This window comes from Streptomyces sp. PA03-1a (assembly GCF_033792805.1).
GTDB lineage: Bacteria > Actinomycetota > Actinomycetes > Streptomycetales > Streptomycetaceae > Actinacidiphila.
Window position 1 is genome coordinate 1 of the sequence record NZ_JARAVO010000213.1, and the last position, 17,011, is coordinate 17,011.

A 17,011-nucleotide genomic window follows, 5' to 3' on the forward strand; every position below is an offset into this window, starting at 1 on the left:
GCCCCGGCCTGCCCGGGAGACGTGGCGTGCCGCCACCCAGTCCGCCCCCGCACGCATCCTCCGGAGTGACCCGATGAAGCGCCACCTGATCTCGGCCGCCGACCTCACCCGTGACGACGCCCTCCTCGTGCTCGACACGGCGGAGGAGATGGCCCGCGTCGCCGACCGCCCCATCAAGAAACTGCCGACCCTGCGCGGCCGCACGGTCGTCAACCTCTTCTTCGAGGACTCGACCCGCACCCGCATCTCCTTCGAGGCCGCCGCCAAGCGCCTGTCGGCCGACGTGATCAACTTCTCCGCCAAGGGCTCCTCGGTGTCCAAGGGCGAGTCCCTGAAGGACACCGCCCTCACCCTGGAGGCCATGGGCGCCGACGCCGTCGTCATCCGCCACCACATGTCCGGCGCCCCGCACCGGCTGGCGTACTCCGACTGGATCGGCGGCAGCGTCGTCAACGCCGGCGACGGCACCCACGAGCACCCCACGCAGGCCCTGCTCGACGCCTTCACCATGCGCCGCCACCTGTCCGGCCCCGGCCGCGACCTGGCGGGACGCCGCATCACCATCGTCGGCGACGTGCTGCACAGCCGGGTGGCCCGCTCCAACGTGCTGCTGCTGGGCACGCTCGGCGCCGAGGTCACCCTGGTGGCGCCGCCCACCCTGCTGCCGATCGGCGTCGAGAACTGGCCCTGCGAGGTCTCCTACGACCTGGACGCGGTGCTCGCCAAGTCCGACGCCGTGATGATGCTGCGCGTCCAGCGCGAACGCATGAACGCCGCCTTCTTCCCCACCGAGCGCGAGTACTCCCGCCGCTACGGCCTCGACGGCCTGCGCATGGCCGCGCTGCCCGAGCACGCCGTCGTCATGCACCCCGGCCCGATGAACCGCGGCATGGAGATCACCGCCGAGGTCGCCGACTCGCCGCGCTGCACCGCGGTCGAGCAGGTGAAGAACGGCGTCAGCATCCGCATGGCCGTCCTGTACCTGCTGCTCGGCGGCGCCGAGCCCGCCGTCTCCGCCCCCGCCCCCGCCCGCACCGAGGAGAACAACCAAGCATGAGCGCGACCCCGAAGACGCTGATCCGCGGCGCGAGGATCCTCGGCGGAGAGCCGCAGGACGTCCTGATCGACGGCGAGACCATCGCCGAGGTCGGCCCGGACCTGACCGCCCCCGAGGGGGCCACGGTGGTCGAGGCCGAGGGCAAGGTCCTCCTGCCGGGCCTGGTCGACCTCCACACGCACCTGCGCGAACCCGGTCGTGAGGACTCCGAGACCGTCCTCACCGGCACGCGGTCGGCCGCCGCGGGCGGCTACACCGCCGTCCACGCGATGGCCAACACCTTCCCCGTCGCCGACACCGCCGGCGTCGTCGAGCAGGTCTGGCGCCTTGGCCGCGAGCACGGCTACTGCGACGTCCAGCCGGTCGGCGCCGTCACCGTGGGCCTGGAGGGCAAGAAGCTCGCCGAGCTCGGCGCGATGGCCGACTCCGCCGCCGGTGTGCGGGTCTTCTCCGACGACGGCAAGTGCGTCGACGACGCCGTGATGATGCGCCGCGCCCTGGAGTACGTGAAGGCCTTCGACGGCGTCGTCGCCCAGCACGCCCAAGAGCCCCGGCTCACCGAGGGCGCCCAGATGAACGAGGGCCTCGTCTCCGGCGAGCTGGGCCTGACCGGCTGGCCCGCCGTCGCCGAGGAGTCGATCATCGCCCGTGACGTGCTGCTCGCCGCGCACGTCGGCTCCCGCGTGCACATCTGCCACCTGTCCACGGCCGGCTCGGTCGAGATCGTCCGCTGGGCCAAGTCCAAGGGCTGGGACGTCACCGCCGAGGTCACCCCGCACCACCTGCTCCTCACCGACGAGCTGGTGCGCACCTACAACCCGGTCTACAAGGTCAACCCGCCGCTGCGCACCGAGGCCGACGTCATGGCGCTGCGCGAGGCGCTCGCCGACGGCACGATCGACTGCGTCGCCACCGACCACGCCCCGCACCCGCACGAGGACAAGGACTGCGAGTGGGGCGCGGCGGCCATGGGCATGATCGGCCTGGAGACCGCGCTGTCGGTCGTCCAGCACGCCATGGTGGACACGGGCCTGCTCGACTGGGCCGGCGTCGCCGACCGGATGTCGTTCCGTCCCGCGGAGATCGGCCGGCTCTCCGGCCACGGACGGCCCGTCTCGGCTGGTGAGCCCGCGAACCTCACCCTGGTCGATCCGGCATACCGTGGTGTGGTGAATCCCGCGGGCTTCGCCTCCCGCAGCCGCAACACCCCGTACGAGGGTCTGGAGCTGCCGGGCCAGGTGTTCGCCACCTTCCTGCGGGGCAAGGCGACGGTCATGGACGGGAAGCTCTCGTGACACCTCTGGTACTCATCGCGGCGGAGGGGAAGCACTCCGCCGAGGTCACCGACTGGTCGGCCCGCATCGGCTGGGTCGTCGGGCTGCTGCTGTTCATCGCCCTCGTCTACTGGCTGATGCGCCAGGGCTGGAAGTGGCGCGGCACCCTCCAGAGCGACCTGCCCGCCCTGCCCACCGCCCCCGAGGAGCCCGGCGAGCCCCGGCTCACCCTGAGCGGCCGCTACCACGGCAGCACCACCGCCGGGCAGTGGCTGGACCGCATCGTCGCCCACGGGCTGGGCGTGCGCAGCCGGGTCGAGCTCACCCTCACCGACCGGGGACTGGACGCCCGGCGCACCGGCGCGCCGAGCTTCTTCGTCCCGGCCGCGGACCTGCGCGGCGCACGCCTCGACAAGGGCATCGCCGGAAAGGTCCTCACCGAGGGCGGCCTGCTGGTGGTCACCTGGGCGCACGGCGACCGGCTGATCGACTCCGGCTTCCGCTCGGACCACGCCGCCGAGCACGCCGCGTGGGTCGAGGCCCTGAACACTCTCACGCACGACCAGGAAGGCGCACGATGACGACCTCCACCCAGCGGCCCGCGAGGGTCCCTGCCGTACTCGTCCTGGAGGACGGCCGCACCTTCCGCGGCCGCGCCTACGGGGCCGTGGGGGAGACCTTCGGCGAGGCCGTCTTCTCCACCGGCATGACCGGCTACCAGGAGACCCTGACCGACCCGTCGTACCACCGCCAGGTCGTCGTCATGACCGCCCCGCACGTCGGCAACACCGGCGTCAACGACGAGGACCCGGAGTCCTCCCGCATCTGGGTGGCCGGTTACGTCGTCCGCGACCCCGCCCGCGTACCGTCCAACTGGCGCTCCCGTCGCACCCTGGACGAGGAGCTGACCCGTCAGGGCGTCGTCGGCATCAGCGGCATCGACACCCGGGCGCTGACCCGGCACCTGCGCGAGCGCGGCGCGATGCGCGTCGGCATCTTCTCCGGCGACAAGGCGCGGACCGACGAGGCCGCGCTCCTGGCCGCGGTCCAGGCCAGCCCCCAGATGAAGGGCGCCGACCTGTCGGCCGAGGTCGCCACCAAGGAGCCGTACGTCGTCCCGGCGGTCGGCGAGAAGAAGTTCACCGTCGCCGCGATCGACCTCGGCATCAAGGGGATGACCCCGCAGCGCATGGCCGAACGCGGCATCGAGGTGCACGTGCTGCCCGCGGGCGCCACCCTGGACGAGGTCTACGCGGTCAACCCCGACGGCGTGTTCCTCTCCAACGGCCCCGGAGACCCGGCCACCGCCGACCTGACCGTCATCCAGGGCGTCCTGCAGCGCAGGACCCCGCTGTTCGGCATCTGCTTCGGCAACCAGCTGCTCGGCCGCGCCGTCGGCTTCGGCACCTACAAGCTGAAGTACGGCCACCGCGGCATCAACCAGCCGGTGCAGGACCGTTCCACCGGCAAGGTCGAGGTCACCGCCCACAACCACGGCTTCGCCGTGGACGCGCCGCTCGACCAGGTCAGCGACACCCCGTACGGGCGGGTCGAGGTCTCCCACGTGTGCCTCAACGACGACGTGGTCGAGGGCCTGCGGCTGCTCGACACCCCCGCCTTCAGCGTCCAGTACCACCCCGAGGCCGCCGCGGGTCCGCACGACGCCGCGTACCTGTTCGACCGCTTCGTGAAGCTCATGGAGGGCCAGCGTGCCTAAGCGCACCGATATCCAGTCCGTCCTGGTCATCGGCTCCGGCCCGATCGTCATCGGCCAGGCCGCCGAGTTCGACTACTCCGGCACCCAGGCCTGCCGCGTCCTGCGCGCCGAGGGCCTGCGCGTGATCCTGGTCAACTCCAACCCGGCCACGATCATGACCGACCCGGAGATCGCCGACGCCACCTACGTCGAGCCGATCACCCCCGAGTTCGTCGAGAAGATCATCGCCAAGGAGCGCCCCGACGCGCTCCTGCCCACCCTGGGCGGCCAGACCGCGCTCAACACCGCGATCTCGCTCCACAAGGCGGGCGTCCTCGACAAGTACGGGGTCGAGCTGATCGGCGCCAACGTCGAGGCCATCAACAAGGGCGAGGACCGCGACCTGTTCAAGGACGTCGTCGAGGCCGTCCGCGCCAAGATCGGCCACGGCGAGTCCGCCCGCTCGGTCATCTGCCACACCATGGACGACGTCCTCGCCGGCGTCGACACCCTCGGCGGCTACCCCGTCGTCGTCCGCCCCTCCTTCACCATGGGCGGCGCCGGCTCCGGCTTCGCCCACGACGAGGAGGAGCTGCGCCGCATCGCCGGCCAGGGCCTGACGCTCTCCCCGACCACCGAGGTGCTCCTCGAGGAGTCCATCCTCGGCTGGAAGGAGTACGAGCTGGAGCTGATGCGCGACAAGCACGACAACGTCGTGGTCGTCTGCTCCATCGAGAACTTCGACCCCATGGGCGTGCACACCGGTGACTCCATCACCGTCGCGCCCGCGATGACGCTGACCGACCGCGAGTACCAGATCCTGCGTGACGTCGGCATCGCCGTCATCCGCGAGGTCGGCGTCGACACCGGCGGCTGCAACATCCAGTTCGCCGTCAACCCCGAGGACGGCCGGGTCATCGTGATCGAGATGAACCCGCGGGTCTCCCGCTCCTCGGCGCTCGCCTCCAAGGCGACCGGCTTCCCGATCGCCAAGATCGCCGCCAAGCTCGCCGTCGGCTACACCCTCGACGAGATCCCCAACGACATCACCGAGCAGACCCCGGCCTCCTTCGAGCCGACGCTCGACTACGTCGTCGTCAAGGTGCCGCGCTTCGCCTTCGAGAAGTTCCCCGCCGCCGACGCCACCCTCACCACCACCATGAAGTCGGTCGGCGAGGCCATGGCCATCGGCCGCAACTTCCCCGAGGCGCTGCAGAAGGCACTGCGCTCCCTGGAGAAGAAGGGCAGCCAGTTCGCCTTCACCGGCGACCCGGGCGACAAGGGCGAGTTGCTGCTCGCCGCCCGGCGCCCCACCGACGGCCGGATCAACACCGTCATGCAGGCGATCCGGGCCGGCGCCACCCCGCAGGAGGTCTTCGACGCCACGAAGATCGACCCCTGGTTCGTGGACCAGCTCTTCCTGATCAAGGAGATCGCCGACGAGCTCGCGGCCGCCGACAAGCTCGACCCCGAGCTGCTCGCCGAGGCCAAGCGGTATGGCTTCTCCGACGCCCAGCTCGCCGCGGTCCGCGGCCTGCGCGAGGACGTCGTCCGCGAGGTCCGGCACGCGCTGGGCGTCCGGCCGGTCTACAAGACGGTCGACACCTGCGCCGCCGAGTTCGCCGCCCGCACCCCGTACTTCTACTCGTCCTACGACGAGGAGAGCGAGGTCGCGCCGCGCGAGAAGCCCGCGGTGATCATTCTGGGGTCCGGTCCCAACCGCATCGGCCAGGGCATCGAGTTCGACTACTCGTGCGTCCACGCCTCCTTCGCGCTGAGCGACGCGGGCTACGAGACCGTCATGGTCAACTGCAACCCCGAGACCGTCTCCACCGACTACGACACCTCCGACCGGCTCTACTTCGAGCCGCTCACCCTGGAGGACGTCCTGGAGATCGTCCACGCCGAGCAGCAGGCCGGCCCCGTCGCCGGCGTCATCGTCCAGCTCGGCGGCCAGACCCCGCTCGGCCTGGCCCAGGCCCTGAAGGACAACGGCGTGCCGGTCGTCGGCACCTCGCCCGAGGCCATCCACCTCGCCGAGGACCGCGGCGCCTTCGGCCGCGTCCTGGACCGGGCGGGCCTGCCCGCCCCCAAGCACGGCACCGCCACCACCTTCGAGAAGGCCAAGGCCATCGCCGACGAGATCGGCTACCCGGTCCTGGTGCGGCCCTCGTACGTGCTCGGCGGCCGCGGCATGGAGATCGTCTACGACGAGACCCGCCTCGCCTCCTACATCGCCGAGTCCACCGAGATCGGCCCGGACCGCCCCGTGCTGGTCGACCGCTTCCTCGACGACGCCATCGAGATCGACGTCGACGCGCTCTACGACGGCCACGAGCTCTACCTCGGCGGCGTCATGGAGCACATCGAGGAGGCCGGCATCCACTCCGGCGACTCCGCGTGCGCCCTGCCCCCGATCACCCTCGGCGGGCACGACGTCAAGCGGCTGCGCGCCTCCACCGAGGCCATCGCCAAGGGCGTCGGCGTCCAGGGCCTGATCAACATCCAGTTCGCCCTGGCCGGGGACATCCTCTACGTGCTGGAGGCCAACCCGCGCGCCTCCCGCACCGTGCCCTTCACCTCCAAGGCGACGGCGGTCCCGCTGGCCAAGGCGGCCGCCCGCATCTCGCTCGGCGCCACCATCGCCGAGCTGCGCACCGAGGGACTTCTCCCGGCCCACGGCGACGGCGGCACCCTGCCGCTGGACGCGCCGATCTCCGTCAAGGAGGCCGTGCTGCCCTGGAGCCGCTTCCGCGACGTGCACGGCCGGGGCGTCGACACCATCCTCGGCCCGGAGATGCGCTCCACCGGCGAGGTCATGGGCATCGACTCGGTATTCGGCACGGCGTACGCAAAGTCGCAGGCCGCCGCCTACGGTGCGCTGCCGACCAAGGGCCGCGCCTTCGTCTCGGTCGCCAACCGCGACAAGCGCGCGCTGATCTTCCCGGCCCGGGCGCTGGTCGAGCACGGCTTCGAGCTGCTGGCCACCTCCGGCACCGCCGAGGTACTCAAGCGCAACGGCATCGAGGCCACCGTGGTGCGCAAGAAGAGCGAGGGCACCGGCCCCAACGGCGAGCCGACCATCATCGAGCTCATCCACGAGGGCGCCATCGACCTCATCGTCAACACCCCGTTCGGCACCGGCGGCCGCCTCGACGGCTACGACATCCGCACCGCGGCCGTCGCCCGCGGCGTCCCGTGCCTGACGACGGTGCAGGCGCTCGCCGCCGCCGTCCAGGGCGTCGACGCGCTCAACCGGGGCGACGTCGGGGTCCGCTCCCTGCAGGAACACGCGGAACACCTGACCGCCGCCCGCGAGGCGTAGGCCCGGGAGGGGGACACCGGTCCGGTGTCCCCCTCTCCACGAGCCCCCGCGCCCTGCCCCCGTGGCCCGCGGCACGGGGGGACCCCCAGCCCGCCGTGGAAGGCTTCGCATGTACTCCCTGCTGTTCAACCTGTTCTTCAAGCGCCTCGACCCCGAACAGGCCCACCACCTCGCCTTCGGTTGGATCCGGCTCGCCGCCCGGATCCCCGGTGTGCGCACCTTGGCCGCCGCCCTGCTCGCGCCGCGACACCCCGCACTGCGCACCGAGGCGCTGGGCCGCCGGATGCACGGCCCCTTCGGGCTGGCGGCCGGCTTCGACAAGAACGCCGTCGGCATCGACGGGCTCACCATGCTCGGCTTCGACCACGTCGAGATCGGCACCGTCACCGCCCAGCCGCAGCCGGGCAACCCCAGGCAGCGGCTGTTCCGCCTGGTCGCCGACCGCGCCCTGATCAACCGCATGGGCTTCAACAACGAGGGCTCCGCCGCCGTCGCCGCGCGCCTGGCCGCCCGCAGGGCGGTCTTCCCGACCACGGTCGGCGTCAACATCGGCAAGACCAAGGTCGTCCCGGAGCAGGAGGCGGTCGCCGACTACGTCACCTCCACCGAGCGGCTCGCCCGGCACGCGGACTACCTCGTCGTCAACGTCTCCTCGCCCAACACCCCCGGACTGAGGAACCTGCAGGCCGTCGACCACCTCCGGCCGCTGCTCAGCGCCGTCCGCGAGGCCGCCGACCGCACCGTGACCGATCGCCGCGTCCCCCTGCTGGTCAAGATCGCCCCGGACCTCGCCGACGAGGACGTGGACGCCGTCGCCGACCTGGCCCTCGAGCTCGGCCTGGACGGCATCATCGCCACCAACACCACCATCGCCCGCGACGGCCTCGGCCTGCGCTCGGACGCCTCACTGGTCAAGGAGACCGGCGGACTGTCCGGCGCCCCGCTCAAGGAACGCTCCCTGGAGGTGCTGCGCCGCCTGTACGCCCGCGTCGGCGACCGCATCACCCTCGTCGGCGTGGGCGGGGTCGAGAGCGCGGAGGACGTCTGGCAGCGCATCCTGGCCGGCGCCACCCTCGTGCAGGGCTACAGCGCCTTCGTCTACCGAGGCCCCTTCTGGTGCCGCACGATCCACCGGGACCTGGCCGGACTGCTGCAGGCCAGCCCGTACGCCACCCTCGCCGACGCCGTCGGCGCCGAGACCCGGAAGGAAGCCACCCCGCGATGAACCCCGAGCCCTTCGGCGCCCGGTTGCGCCGCGCCATGGACACCCGTGGACCGCTCTGCGTCGGCATCGACCCGCACTCCTCCCTGCTCTCCGACTGGGGCCTGCAGGACGACGTCGCCGGACTGGAGCGCTTCACCCGCACCGTGGTGGAGGCGCTGGCCGACCGGGTCGCCGTCCTCAAGCCGCAGAGCGCCTTCTTCGAGCGCTTCGGCTCGCGCGGCATCGCCGTCCTGGAGACGGCCGTCGCCGAGGCCCGCGCGGCCGGTGCCCTGGTGCTGATGGACGCCAAGCGCGGCGACATCGGCTCCACCATGGCCGCGTACGCGGCCACCTACCTCGACCCCGCCTCGTCGCTGTTCTCGGACGCGGTCACCGTCAGCCCGTACCTGGGGTTCGGCTCGCTGCGCCCCGCCCTGGACGCCGCCCGGGCGAGCGGCAGCGGCGTCTTCGTGCTCGCCCTGACCTCCAATCCGGAGGGCGCGGAGGTGCAGCGGTCAACCACGGCGAGCGGCGCGTCCCTCGCGCAGGTGATGCTGAACCACATCGCGGCGGAGAACGAGGGCGACCTGCCGCTCGGATCGGTCGGTGCGGTCGTCGGCGCGACGCTCGACCGGGCGGGTGTGGACCTCGCCGTGAACGGACCGCTGCTCGCCCCCGGCATCGGGGCCCAGGGCGCGACGGCGGCCGACCTTCCGCGGGTCTTCGGGGAGGCCGTGCGCAACGTCGTGCCGAGCGTCAGCCGCGGCGTGCTGAAGCTCGGACCGTCGGTCTCCGCACTGCGCGAAGCGGCGGAACGCGAGGCCGCACAGCTCGCCGAAGTCGTCAAGTAGCGGTCAAGACGTCCGGAAACCTGCGCAGATTTGTCCGAAAAGTCCTGGTCGGTTGACGCTGACCAGGACTTTTCTTCTTGTTTGCGCTGACTGACGCCGCTGGGGCCGCTAGTCTCCGTCGAGAGCGCGCAAGCTGCGCGTTTCACGTTGCCCCTGCAGGTGGGGGGCGACTAGGTTCCACACCGGTCCGTATCCGACAGTTCTACTTCCGAGGTGACGTAGGCGTGGCTCTTCCGCCCCTTACCCCTGAACAGCGCGCTGCCGCGCTCGAGAAGGCCGCCGCGGCTCGCCGGGAGCGCGCCGAGGTCAAGAATCGGCTCAAGCACTCCGGCGCCTCGCTGCACGAGGTCATCAAGCAGGGCCAGGAGAACGACGTCATCGGCAAGATGAAGGTCTCCGCCCTCCTGGAGTCCCTGCCCGGCGTGGGCAAGGTCCGCGCCAAGCAGATCATGGAGCGGCTCGGCATCTCCGAGAGCCGCCGGGTCCGTGGGCTCGGCTCCAACCAGATCGCATCCCTGGAGCGCGAGTTCGGCAGCCCCGCTGCCTGACGTTCCCAGCACCCTCCGGGAACCGGGATAATCGCTCCATGAGTGAACGTCCGCGGCTGACCGTGCTCTCCGGCCCCTCGGGGGTCGGCAAGAGCACGGTCGTCGCTCATATGCGCACAGTCCACCCCGAGGTGTGGCTCTCCGTCTCGGCCACCACCCGCAAGCCCCGCCCCGGTGAGGAGCACGGGGTGCACTACTACTTCGTCGAGAACGACGAGTTCGACAAGCTCGTCGCCAACGGCGAACTGCTGGAGTGGGCCGAGTTCGCGGGGAACCGGTACGGCACACCGCGCCAGGCGGTGCTGGAGCGCCTGGAGGCCGGCGAGCCGGTCCTGCTGGAGATCGACCTGCAGGGCGCCCGCCAGGTCCGGGAGTCGATGCCCGAGGCGCAGCTGGTCTTCCTCGCGCCTCCGAGCTGGGACGAGCTGGTCCGCCGGCTCACCGGCCGGGGCACCGAGGCTCCCGAGGTCATCGAGCGCCGGCTGGAGGCCGCGCGGGTCGAGCTGGCGGCCGAGCCGGAGTTCGACACCACCCTGGTGAACACCTCCGTCGAGGACGTCGCGCGCGAGCTGCTAGCCTTGATGGCTGTAGTCTGATCTTTTTGCACCCAATCGGAAGGTAGAGCGTGTCCTCTTCCATCACCACGCCCGAGGGCATCATCAACCCGCCGATCGACGAGCTGCTCGAGGCAACCGACTCGAAGTACAGCCTCGTGATCTACGCGGCCAAGCGTGCCCGTCAGATCAACGCCTACTACTCGCAGCTCGGCGAGGGCCTGCTCGAGTACGTCGGTCCGCTCGTGGACACCCACGTGCACGAGAAGCCGCTGTCGATCGCGCTGCGCGAGATCAACGCGGGTCTGCTGACCTCCGAGGCCGTCGAGGGCCCCGCTCAGTAACCGCGCCCAGGTGTTTCACCACGGGCCCGGCGGCACGACCGCCGGGCCCGTGGTGTGTCATGGGTGGTACGCACCACGGTCCAACACAGCGCGGGAGAGGTCGATGGGGAAGCCACAGGTCGTCCTGGGTGTGAGCGGCGGGATCGCCGCCTACAAGGCGTGCGAGCTGCTGCGCCGGTTCACCGAGTCGGGCCACGACGTGCGCGTCGTGCCCACGGCCTCGGCGCTGCACTTCGTCGGAGAGGCCACCTGGTCGGCACTGTCGGGCAACCCCGTCTCGACCGAGGTGTGGGAGAGCGTCCACGAGGTGCCGCACGTGCGCATCGGACAGGGCGCGGACCTCGTCGTGGTCGCCCCCGCCACCGCCGACGTGCTCGCCAAGGCCGCCCACGGGCTCGCCGACGACCTGCTCACCAACACCCTGCTCACCGCGCGCTGTCCCGTGGTGTTCGTGCCCGCCATGCACACCGAGATGTGGGAGCACGCCGCCACCCAGGAGAACGTGGCGACGCTGCGCCGCCGCGGCTCCATCGTCCTCGAGCCCGCGGTCGGCCGCCTCACCGGCGTCGACACCGGCAAGGGCCGGCTGCCCGAGCCCGCCGAGATCTTCGAGGCCTGCCGCCGCGTGCTGCTGCGCGGCCCCCGGGCGCTGGAGACCGACCTGGCCGGACGCCACGTCGTCATCAGCGCCGGCGGCACCCGCGAGCCCCTCGACCCCGTCCGCTACCTGGGCAACCGCTCGTCGGGCAAGCAGGGTTACGCGCTCGCCCGCACGGCCCTGGCCCGGGGCGCCAGGGTCACCCTGGTCTCAGCCAACACCGGCCTCGCCGACCCGGCGGGGGCGGACGTGGTGCGCGTGGGCACGGCGGTGCAGCTGCGCGAGGCCGTGCTGAAGGCCGCGTCCGACGCCGACGTGGTCGTGATGGCGGCCGCCGTCGCCGACTTCCGCCCGGCGCGCTACGCCGAGGGCAAGATCAAGAAGAAGGACGGCGAGGAGCCCGCACCCGTGGAACTGGTGCGCAACCCCGACGTGCTCGCCGAGCTTTCAGCCGAACGGCCGCACCCCGCCCAGATCGTCGTCGGCTTCGCCGCCGAGACCGACGACGTCCTCGCCAACGGTCGCGCCAAGCTCGCCCGCAAGGGCTGTGACCTGCTGGTCGTCAACGAGGTGGGGGACCACAAGGCCTTCGGCTCCGAGGAGAACGAGGCCGTCGTGCTCGGCGCCGACGGCAGCGAGACCGCCGTGCCGTACGGGCCCAAGGAGGCGCTGGCCGAGCAGGTCTGGGACCTGGTCGCCGCCCGCCTGCCTCGATGACACTTCGGGGCGGTACGTGTCCCCTACTGGCGTTCCGTCCCGAGGTGATGCACAGTGTCGCAGGTCACGGCATATCCAAGGTGCGAGATGCCGTGTCCCTGCGCATGGTCGACAGATAAACTGACCCATGGCCCGCCAGGCGCAGCCCTGCGCGAGCCGCCAATGATCAGCCAGCAGCCGCTGCAACCCCAGGGAGCGATGTGTCCCGCCGCCTGTTCACCTCGGAGTCCGTGACCGAGGGTCACCCCGACAAGATCGCTGACCAGATCAGCGACACGATCCTCGACGCGCTGCTCAAGGAGGACCCCTCCTCGCGCGTCGCCGTCGAGACGCTGATCACCACCGGTCTGGTGCACGTCGCCGGAGAGGTCACCACCAAGGGATACGCGGACATCGCGACCCTGGTGCGGAACAAGATCCTCGAGATCGGCTACGACTCGTCGAAGAAGGGCTTCGACGGCGCCTCCTGCGGTGTCTCGGTCTCCATCGGTGCGCAGTCCCCGGATATCGCGCAGGGCGTCGACACGGCGTACGAGAGCCGGGTCGAGGGCGATGACGACGAGCTCGACAAGCAGGGTGCGGGCGACCAGGGCCTGATGTTCGGCTACGCCTGCGACGAGACCCCCGAGCTGATGCCGCTCCCGATCACGCTGGCGCACCGGCTCTCCCGGCGGCTGTCCGAGGTCCGCAAGAACGGGACCATCCCCTACCTGCGCCCGGACGGCAAGACCCAGGTCACCATCGAGTACAACGGCGACAAGGCCGTGCGCCTCGACACCGTGGTGGTCTCCTCGCAGCACGCCAGCGACATCGACCTCGAGTCGCTGCTCGCGCCCGACATCCGCGAGTTCGTCGTGGAGCCGGAGCTGAAGGCGCTGCTCGACGACGGCATCAAGATCGACACCGACGGGTACCGGCTGCTGGTCAACCCCACCGGGCGCTTCGAGATCGGCGGCCCGATGGGCGACGCCGGCCTCACCGGCCGCAAGATCATCATCGACACCTACGGCGGCATGGCCCGCCACGGCGGCGGCGCCTTCTCCGGCAAGGACCCGTCCAAGGTCGACCGCTCCGCCGCCTACGCCATGCGCTGGGTCGCCAAGAACGTCGTCGCCGCGGGCCTCGCCTCGCGCTGCGAGGTCCAGGTCGCCTACGCGATCGGCAAGGCCGAGCCCGTCGGCCTGTTCGTGGAGACCTTCGGCACCCACACCGTGGACCACGAGAAGATCGAGCAGGCCATCGGCCAGGTCTTCGACCTCCGCCCGGCCGCGATCATCCGCGACCTCGACCTGCTGCGCCCGATCTACTCCCAGACCGCGGCGTACGGCCACTTCGGCCGCGAGCTGCCGGACTTCACCTGGGAGCGCACCGACCGCGTCGAGGCGCTGCGCCAGGCGGCCGGCTTCTAGGCCCTACCGTCGGGGGCGCGCCCGCCCCACGGCCTGACGACGGCCCCGGACCCCAGCGGTCCGGGGCCGTCGGCGTGCGCGGGGACACCTCCGGCGGCGTCCGGTGTCCGACGCGTCTGGTAACACTGAGGCTGTGAGCAGCGAGGACGACCGGCAGGTGTCCCCGGCGGCGGAGCCGCACGGGGGAGAGCAGCTCGCCCTCATCCGGGAGACCGTGCGCAAGGCCAAGGAGCCCCGCGCCAAGCCGCGGACCTGGCGGGGCGCGGCGCTGGCCGAGGGGCTGCCGGTGGCCCGCGTCCTGGTCGACAAGGGCCTGCTCCACCTCGACCAGTACTTCGACTACGCGGTGCCCGCCGCGATGGACGCCGAGGCGCGGCCCGGCGTGCGCGTCCGGGTGCGCTTCGGCGGCCGCGTGGGCAAGGGCGGCCGCCGCGAGGGCGGGGAGCTGCACGACGGCTTCATCGTGGACCGCCTCACCGAGAGCGACTACCGCGGCCCCCTCGCCCCGCTCGCCCAGGTCCTGTCCCCCGAGGAGGTGCTGACCCCCGGGCTGCTGCGGCTGTGCCGGGCCGTCGCCGACCGCTACGCGGGCGCCCTCGCCGACATCGTGCAGCTCGCGGTGCCACCGCGCCGGGCCAAGGTCGAGGCGGAGCCGGTACGGGAGCCACTGCCCGTTCCCGGCGCGCCCGAGCCCGGGCCGTGGCGGCGCTACCCGACCGGGCCGGCGTTCCTGCAGGCGCTGGCCCGCGGCGACACCCCGCGGGCGGTGTGGACGGCGCTGCCCGGGCCCCACTGGCCCGAGGAGATCGCCCGCGCCATGGCGGCGACGCTCGCCTCGGGACGCGGGGCGCTCGCCGTCGTACCGGACGGCCGCGCGGCCGCCCGCGTCGACGAGGCGCTGACCGCGATCGTCGGCGAGGGCCGCCATGTGCTGCTGACCGCCGACGCCGGGCCGGAGGAGCGGTACCGCCGCTGGCTGGCGGTGAGCCGGGGCAGCGTACGCGCCGTCGTCGGCACCCGGGCCGCGATGTTCGCGCCCGTGGCGGAGCTGGGGCTGGCCGTGCTCTGGGACGACGGCGACTCCAGCCACGCCGAGCAGCACGCACCGCAGCCGCACGCCCGGGACGTCCTGCTGCTGCGGGCCGCGGAGGAGCGGGCGGGCTTCCTGCTCGGCGGCCTCACCTGCACCGTGGAGGGCGCGCAGTTGGTCGACACCCAGTGGGCGCTGCCGCTGACCGCACCGCGCGAGCGGGTCCGGGCCGCCGCGCCCCTGGTCCGTACCGTCGGCGAGGGCGACGAGGCGCGGGACGCCGCGGCGCGCGCGGCGCGGCTGCCGTCGGTGGCGTGGCAGGTGACCCGGGACGCGCTGCAGCGCGGCCCGGTGCTGGTGCAGGTGCCCCGGCGGGGCTACGTACCGCGGCTGGCCTGCGAGCGCTGCCGCGAGCCCGCCCGGTGCGCGCACTGCGCGGGACCGCTGCAGCTCGGCGACGGGGAGAGCGCGCCGCACTGCGGCTGGTGCGGGCGGCCCGAGGCGGCCTGGCACTGCAAGGAGTGCGGCGGCTTCCGGCTGCGCGCGCAGGTGGTCGGTGCCCGGCGCACCGCCGACGAGCTCGGCCGGTCCTTCCCCAAGGTGCCGGTGCGGACCTCCGGGCGGGACGGCGTACTGGCCTCGGTGCCGGGCACGCCCTCGCTGGTGATCTCGACCCCGGGCGCCGAACCGGTCGCGGAGGGCGGCTACGCCGCGGCGCTGCTGCTGGACGGCTGGGCGCTGCTCAACCGCCCGGACCTGCGGGCGGGGGAGGAGACCCTGCGCCGCTGGGCGGCCGCGGCGGCGTTGGTGCGCCCGGCCGGCGAGGGCGGCACGGTGGTCGTCATCGGGGAGCCCACGCTGCGTCCCGTGCAGGCCCTCGTCCGCTGGGACCCGGTCGGCCACGCGGTGCGCGAGCTGGCCGAACGCGCCGAGCTGGGCTTCCCCCCGGTCTCCCGGATGGCCGCCGTCAGCGGCCGTCCAGCCGCCGTCGCCGACCTGCTGGCCACGGTCCGGCTCCCGGAGGGCACCGACGTGCTCGGCCCGGTGCCGCTGCCGATCACCGATCCCGCGCGGCCCCGTCGTTCCGGGGACACCCCACCCGGAGAGCGCTGGGAGCGCGTGCTGCTGCGCGTGCCGCCGGGCAAGGGCTCCGCCCTGGCCGCCGCGCTGAAGTCCGCGCAGACCGCCCGCATCGCCCGCAAGGAGCCCGACCCGGTCCGGGTCCGCATCGACCCGCCCGACATCGGCTAGCGCCCCGGGCGCCGCGTCGCCGTCCGCGTGGGGAGCCCGCCCCGCGTGGCGCCCGTGGCGGGAGTCGGCCGGTGGAGAGTGCGTCCTCGTCGGGTCGGTGCCGCGGGGTGTCTCCGGCCGATGGCGTCGCGTCGAGTCCGCGCGGACCGCCCCGGATCGCGCGCGGGGAGCATGACCTGGGTGAGCCCCGGTTGTGTGAGGCGGCCGGGTGGAGCGGGTGCCGCCGCCCTGTAGTGGCGCCGCCCTGGCGGGCGTTGCACTCCGCGGGGGCGCTCGCATCAGCCGCTGCCGGCCGGACCCGGGTGGGGACCCGGCGGTGGGTGCGGGCGGAGAGAGCCGATCACCGGCGCCGGGCGGTCCTGCTGTTCGAGGGGCACCCATCGCGTGGGCCTGGGGAGTGCACGCTGTTCCGGCCGGCGATGGCGCCGCCTTGGCGGCCGCGTTGGCCGTACGCGGAGGCCCGGCCCGGGTGGCGCCCCCGTCCTGAGGGAGCGCCGCGGGGTGGCTGTGGCCGGGGAAATGCGCTTGACGCACCGTCCTAGGGTTCCGGGCATGACCAGCACGCTCCGTCTGGAGAAGATCACCCCCGACAACGTCGGCGCCGCGATCGCCCTGAAGGTCCGCCCCGGCCAGGAACACCTGGTCGCGCCGGTCGTGAAGTCCCTCGCGGAGGCGTACGCGTACGGGGAGACGGCCTGGCCCCGGCTGATCGTCGACGGCGACCGGATCGTCGGTTTCCTGATGGCCTTCTTCGACATCGACTTCGCGGCCGACGGAACCGGCACCGACCTCCGCTCCGGTCTGTGGCGCCTCGCCGTCGCTGCGGGCGAACAGGGCCGTGGCTACGGCAGGTTCGCCGTCGAGTCCGTGGCGGCGGAGATCCTGCGCCGGGGCGGCACCCGGGTCACCACCACCTGGCATCCCGGCGAGGACGGCCCGGAACGTTTCTACCTGGGGCTCGGCTTCCGGCCCACAGGGGAGTCCAGCGGTGGCCAGACCGTGGGGGAGCTGGAGCTGGATCCGGCCCGGCTGCCGGCGGAGCACCGGCGGCCCTGACCGCGGTGCGTCCGTACCCGTACGCGCCCGTACGCGCCCGCCCCGGCGGCCGTCCTGTCGGCGTGGCGGGCGCGTACGGGCGCGTACGGGTACGGAC

Annotated in this window: 14 protein-coding genes; all 14 read left to right on the forward strand. The window is 72.7% G+C overall.

Annotation, left to right across the window (positions count from 1 at the left end; all coding sequences use genetic code 11):
- Positions 1-73: 73 nt before the first annotated feature.
- The 14 genes from PV341_RS34960 to PV341_RS35025 all read left to right on the forward strand — a co-directional run bounded on the left by PV341_RS34960 (position 74) and on the right by PV341_RS35025 (position 16,914).
- Positions 74-1,057: an aspartate carbamoyltransferase catalytic subunit gene (locus PV341_RS34960; RefSeq protein ID WP_499510771.1), complete on the forward strand. Its 984-nt coding sequence runs from the start codon at positions 74-76 to the stop codon at positions 1,055-1,057.
- Positions 1,054-2,352, forward strand: a complete 1,299-nt coding sequence (locus PV341_RS34965) for a dihydroorotase (protein ID WP_500324414.1) — start codon at positions 1,054-1,056, stop codon at positions 2,350-2,352. Before PV341_RS34960 ends, PV341_RS34965 begins: the two co-directional genes overlap by 4 nt.
- The gene (locus PV341_RS34970) at positions 2,349-2,912 is read left to right on the forward strand and encodes a PH-like domain-containing protein (RefSeq protein WP_500324413.1); all 564 of its coding nucleotides are present in this window, start codon (positions 2,349-2,351) and stop codon (positions 2,910-2,912) included. Before PV341_RS34965 ends, PV341_RS34970 begins: the two co-directional genes overlap by 4 nt.
- Entirely contained in the window at positions 2,909-4,048 is a 1,140-nt protein-coding gene (gene carA / locus PV341_RS34975) for a glutamine-hydrolyzing carbamoyl-phosphate synthase small subunit (protein ID WP_500324412.1), read from the forward strand. Before PV341_RS34970 ends, carA begins: the two co-directional genes overlap by 4 nt.
- The gene (gene carB / locus PV341_RS34980) at positions 4,041-7,352 is read left to right on the forward strand and encodes a carbamoyl-phosphate synthase large subunit (protein ID WP_500359937.1); all 3,312 of its coding nucleotides are present in this window, start codon (positions 4,041-4,043) and stop codon (positions 7,350-7,352) included. Before carA ends, carB begins: the two co-directional genes overlap by 8 nt.
- 109 nt (positions 7,353-7,461) lie before the next feature.
- Entirely contained in the window at positions 7,462-8,577 is a 1,116-nt protein-coding gene (locus PV341_RS34985; protein WP_500324410.1) for a quinone-dependent dihydroorotate dehydrogenase, read from the forward strand.
- Positions 8,574-9,407 (forward strand): orotidine-5'-phosphate decarboxylase, encoded by an 834-nt coding sequence (pyrF, locus tag PV341_RS34990; RefSeq protein ID WP_500359938.1) that lies wholly within the window; start codon positions 8,574-8,576, stop codon positions 9,405-9,407. The genes PV341_RS34985 and pyrF overlap by 4 nt, the downstream gene beginning before the upstream one ends.
- A 224-nt stretch (positions 9,408-9,631) precedes the next feature.
- Positions 9,632-9,955 (forward strand): integration host factor, encoded by a 324-nt coding sequence (locus PV341_RS34995; RefSeq protein ID WP_018564176.1) that lies wholly within the window; start codon positions 9,632-9,634, stop codon positions 9,953-9,955.
- A 38-nt stretch (positions 9,956-9,993) separates the two neighbouring features.
- Positions 9,994-10,551 (forward strand): guanylate kinase, encoded by a 558-nt coding sequence (gene gmk, locus PV341_RS35000; RefSeq protein WP_499510764.1) that lies wholly within the window; start codon positions 9,994-9,996, stop codon positions 10,549-10,551.
- Between the two features lie 29 nt (positions 10,552-10,580).
- The gene (gene rpoZ, locus PV341_RS35005) at positions 10,581-10,853 is read left to right on the forward strand and encodes a DNA-directed RNA polymerase subunit omega (protein WP_030610454.1); all 273 of its coding nucleotides are present in this window, start codon (positions 10,581-10,583) and stop codon (positions 10,851-10,853) included.
- A 103-nt stretch (positions 10,854-10,956) separates the two neighbouring features.
- Entirely contained in the window at positions 10,957-12,168 is a 1,212-nt protein-coding gene (gene coaBC / locus PV341_RS35010) for a bifunctional phosphopantothenoylcysteine decarboxylase/phosphopantothenate--cysteine ligase CoaBC (protein ID WP_500324408.1), read from the forward strand.
- A 200-nt stretch (positions 12,169-12,368) separates the two neighbouring features.
- Positions 12,369-13,577, forward strand: a complete 1,209-nt coding sequence (gene metK, locus PV341_RS35015; RefSeq protein ID WP_500324407.1) for a methionine adenosyltransferase — start codon at positions 12,369-12,371, stop codon at positions 13,575-13,577.
- A gap of 133 nt (positions 13,578-13,710) precedes the next feature.
- Entirely contained in the window at positions 13,711-15,858 is a 2,148-nt protein-coding gene (locus PV341_RS35020) for a primosomal protein N' (protein WP_500324406.1), read from the forward strand.
- 552 nt (positions 15,859-16,410) lie between these two features.
- Entirely contained in the window at positions 16,411-16,914 is a 504-nt protein-coding gene (locus PV341_RS35025) for a GNAT family N-acetyltransferase (RefSeq protein WP_500359939.1), read from the forward strand.
- Positions 16,915-17,011: the final 97 nt, after the last annotated feature.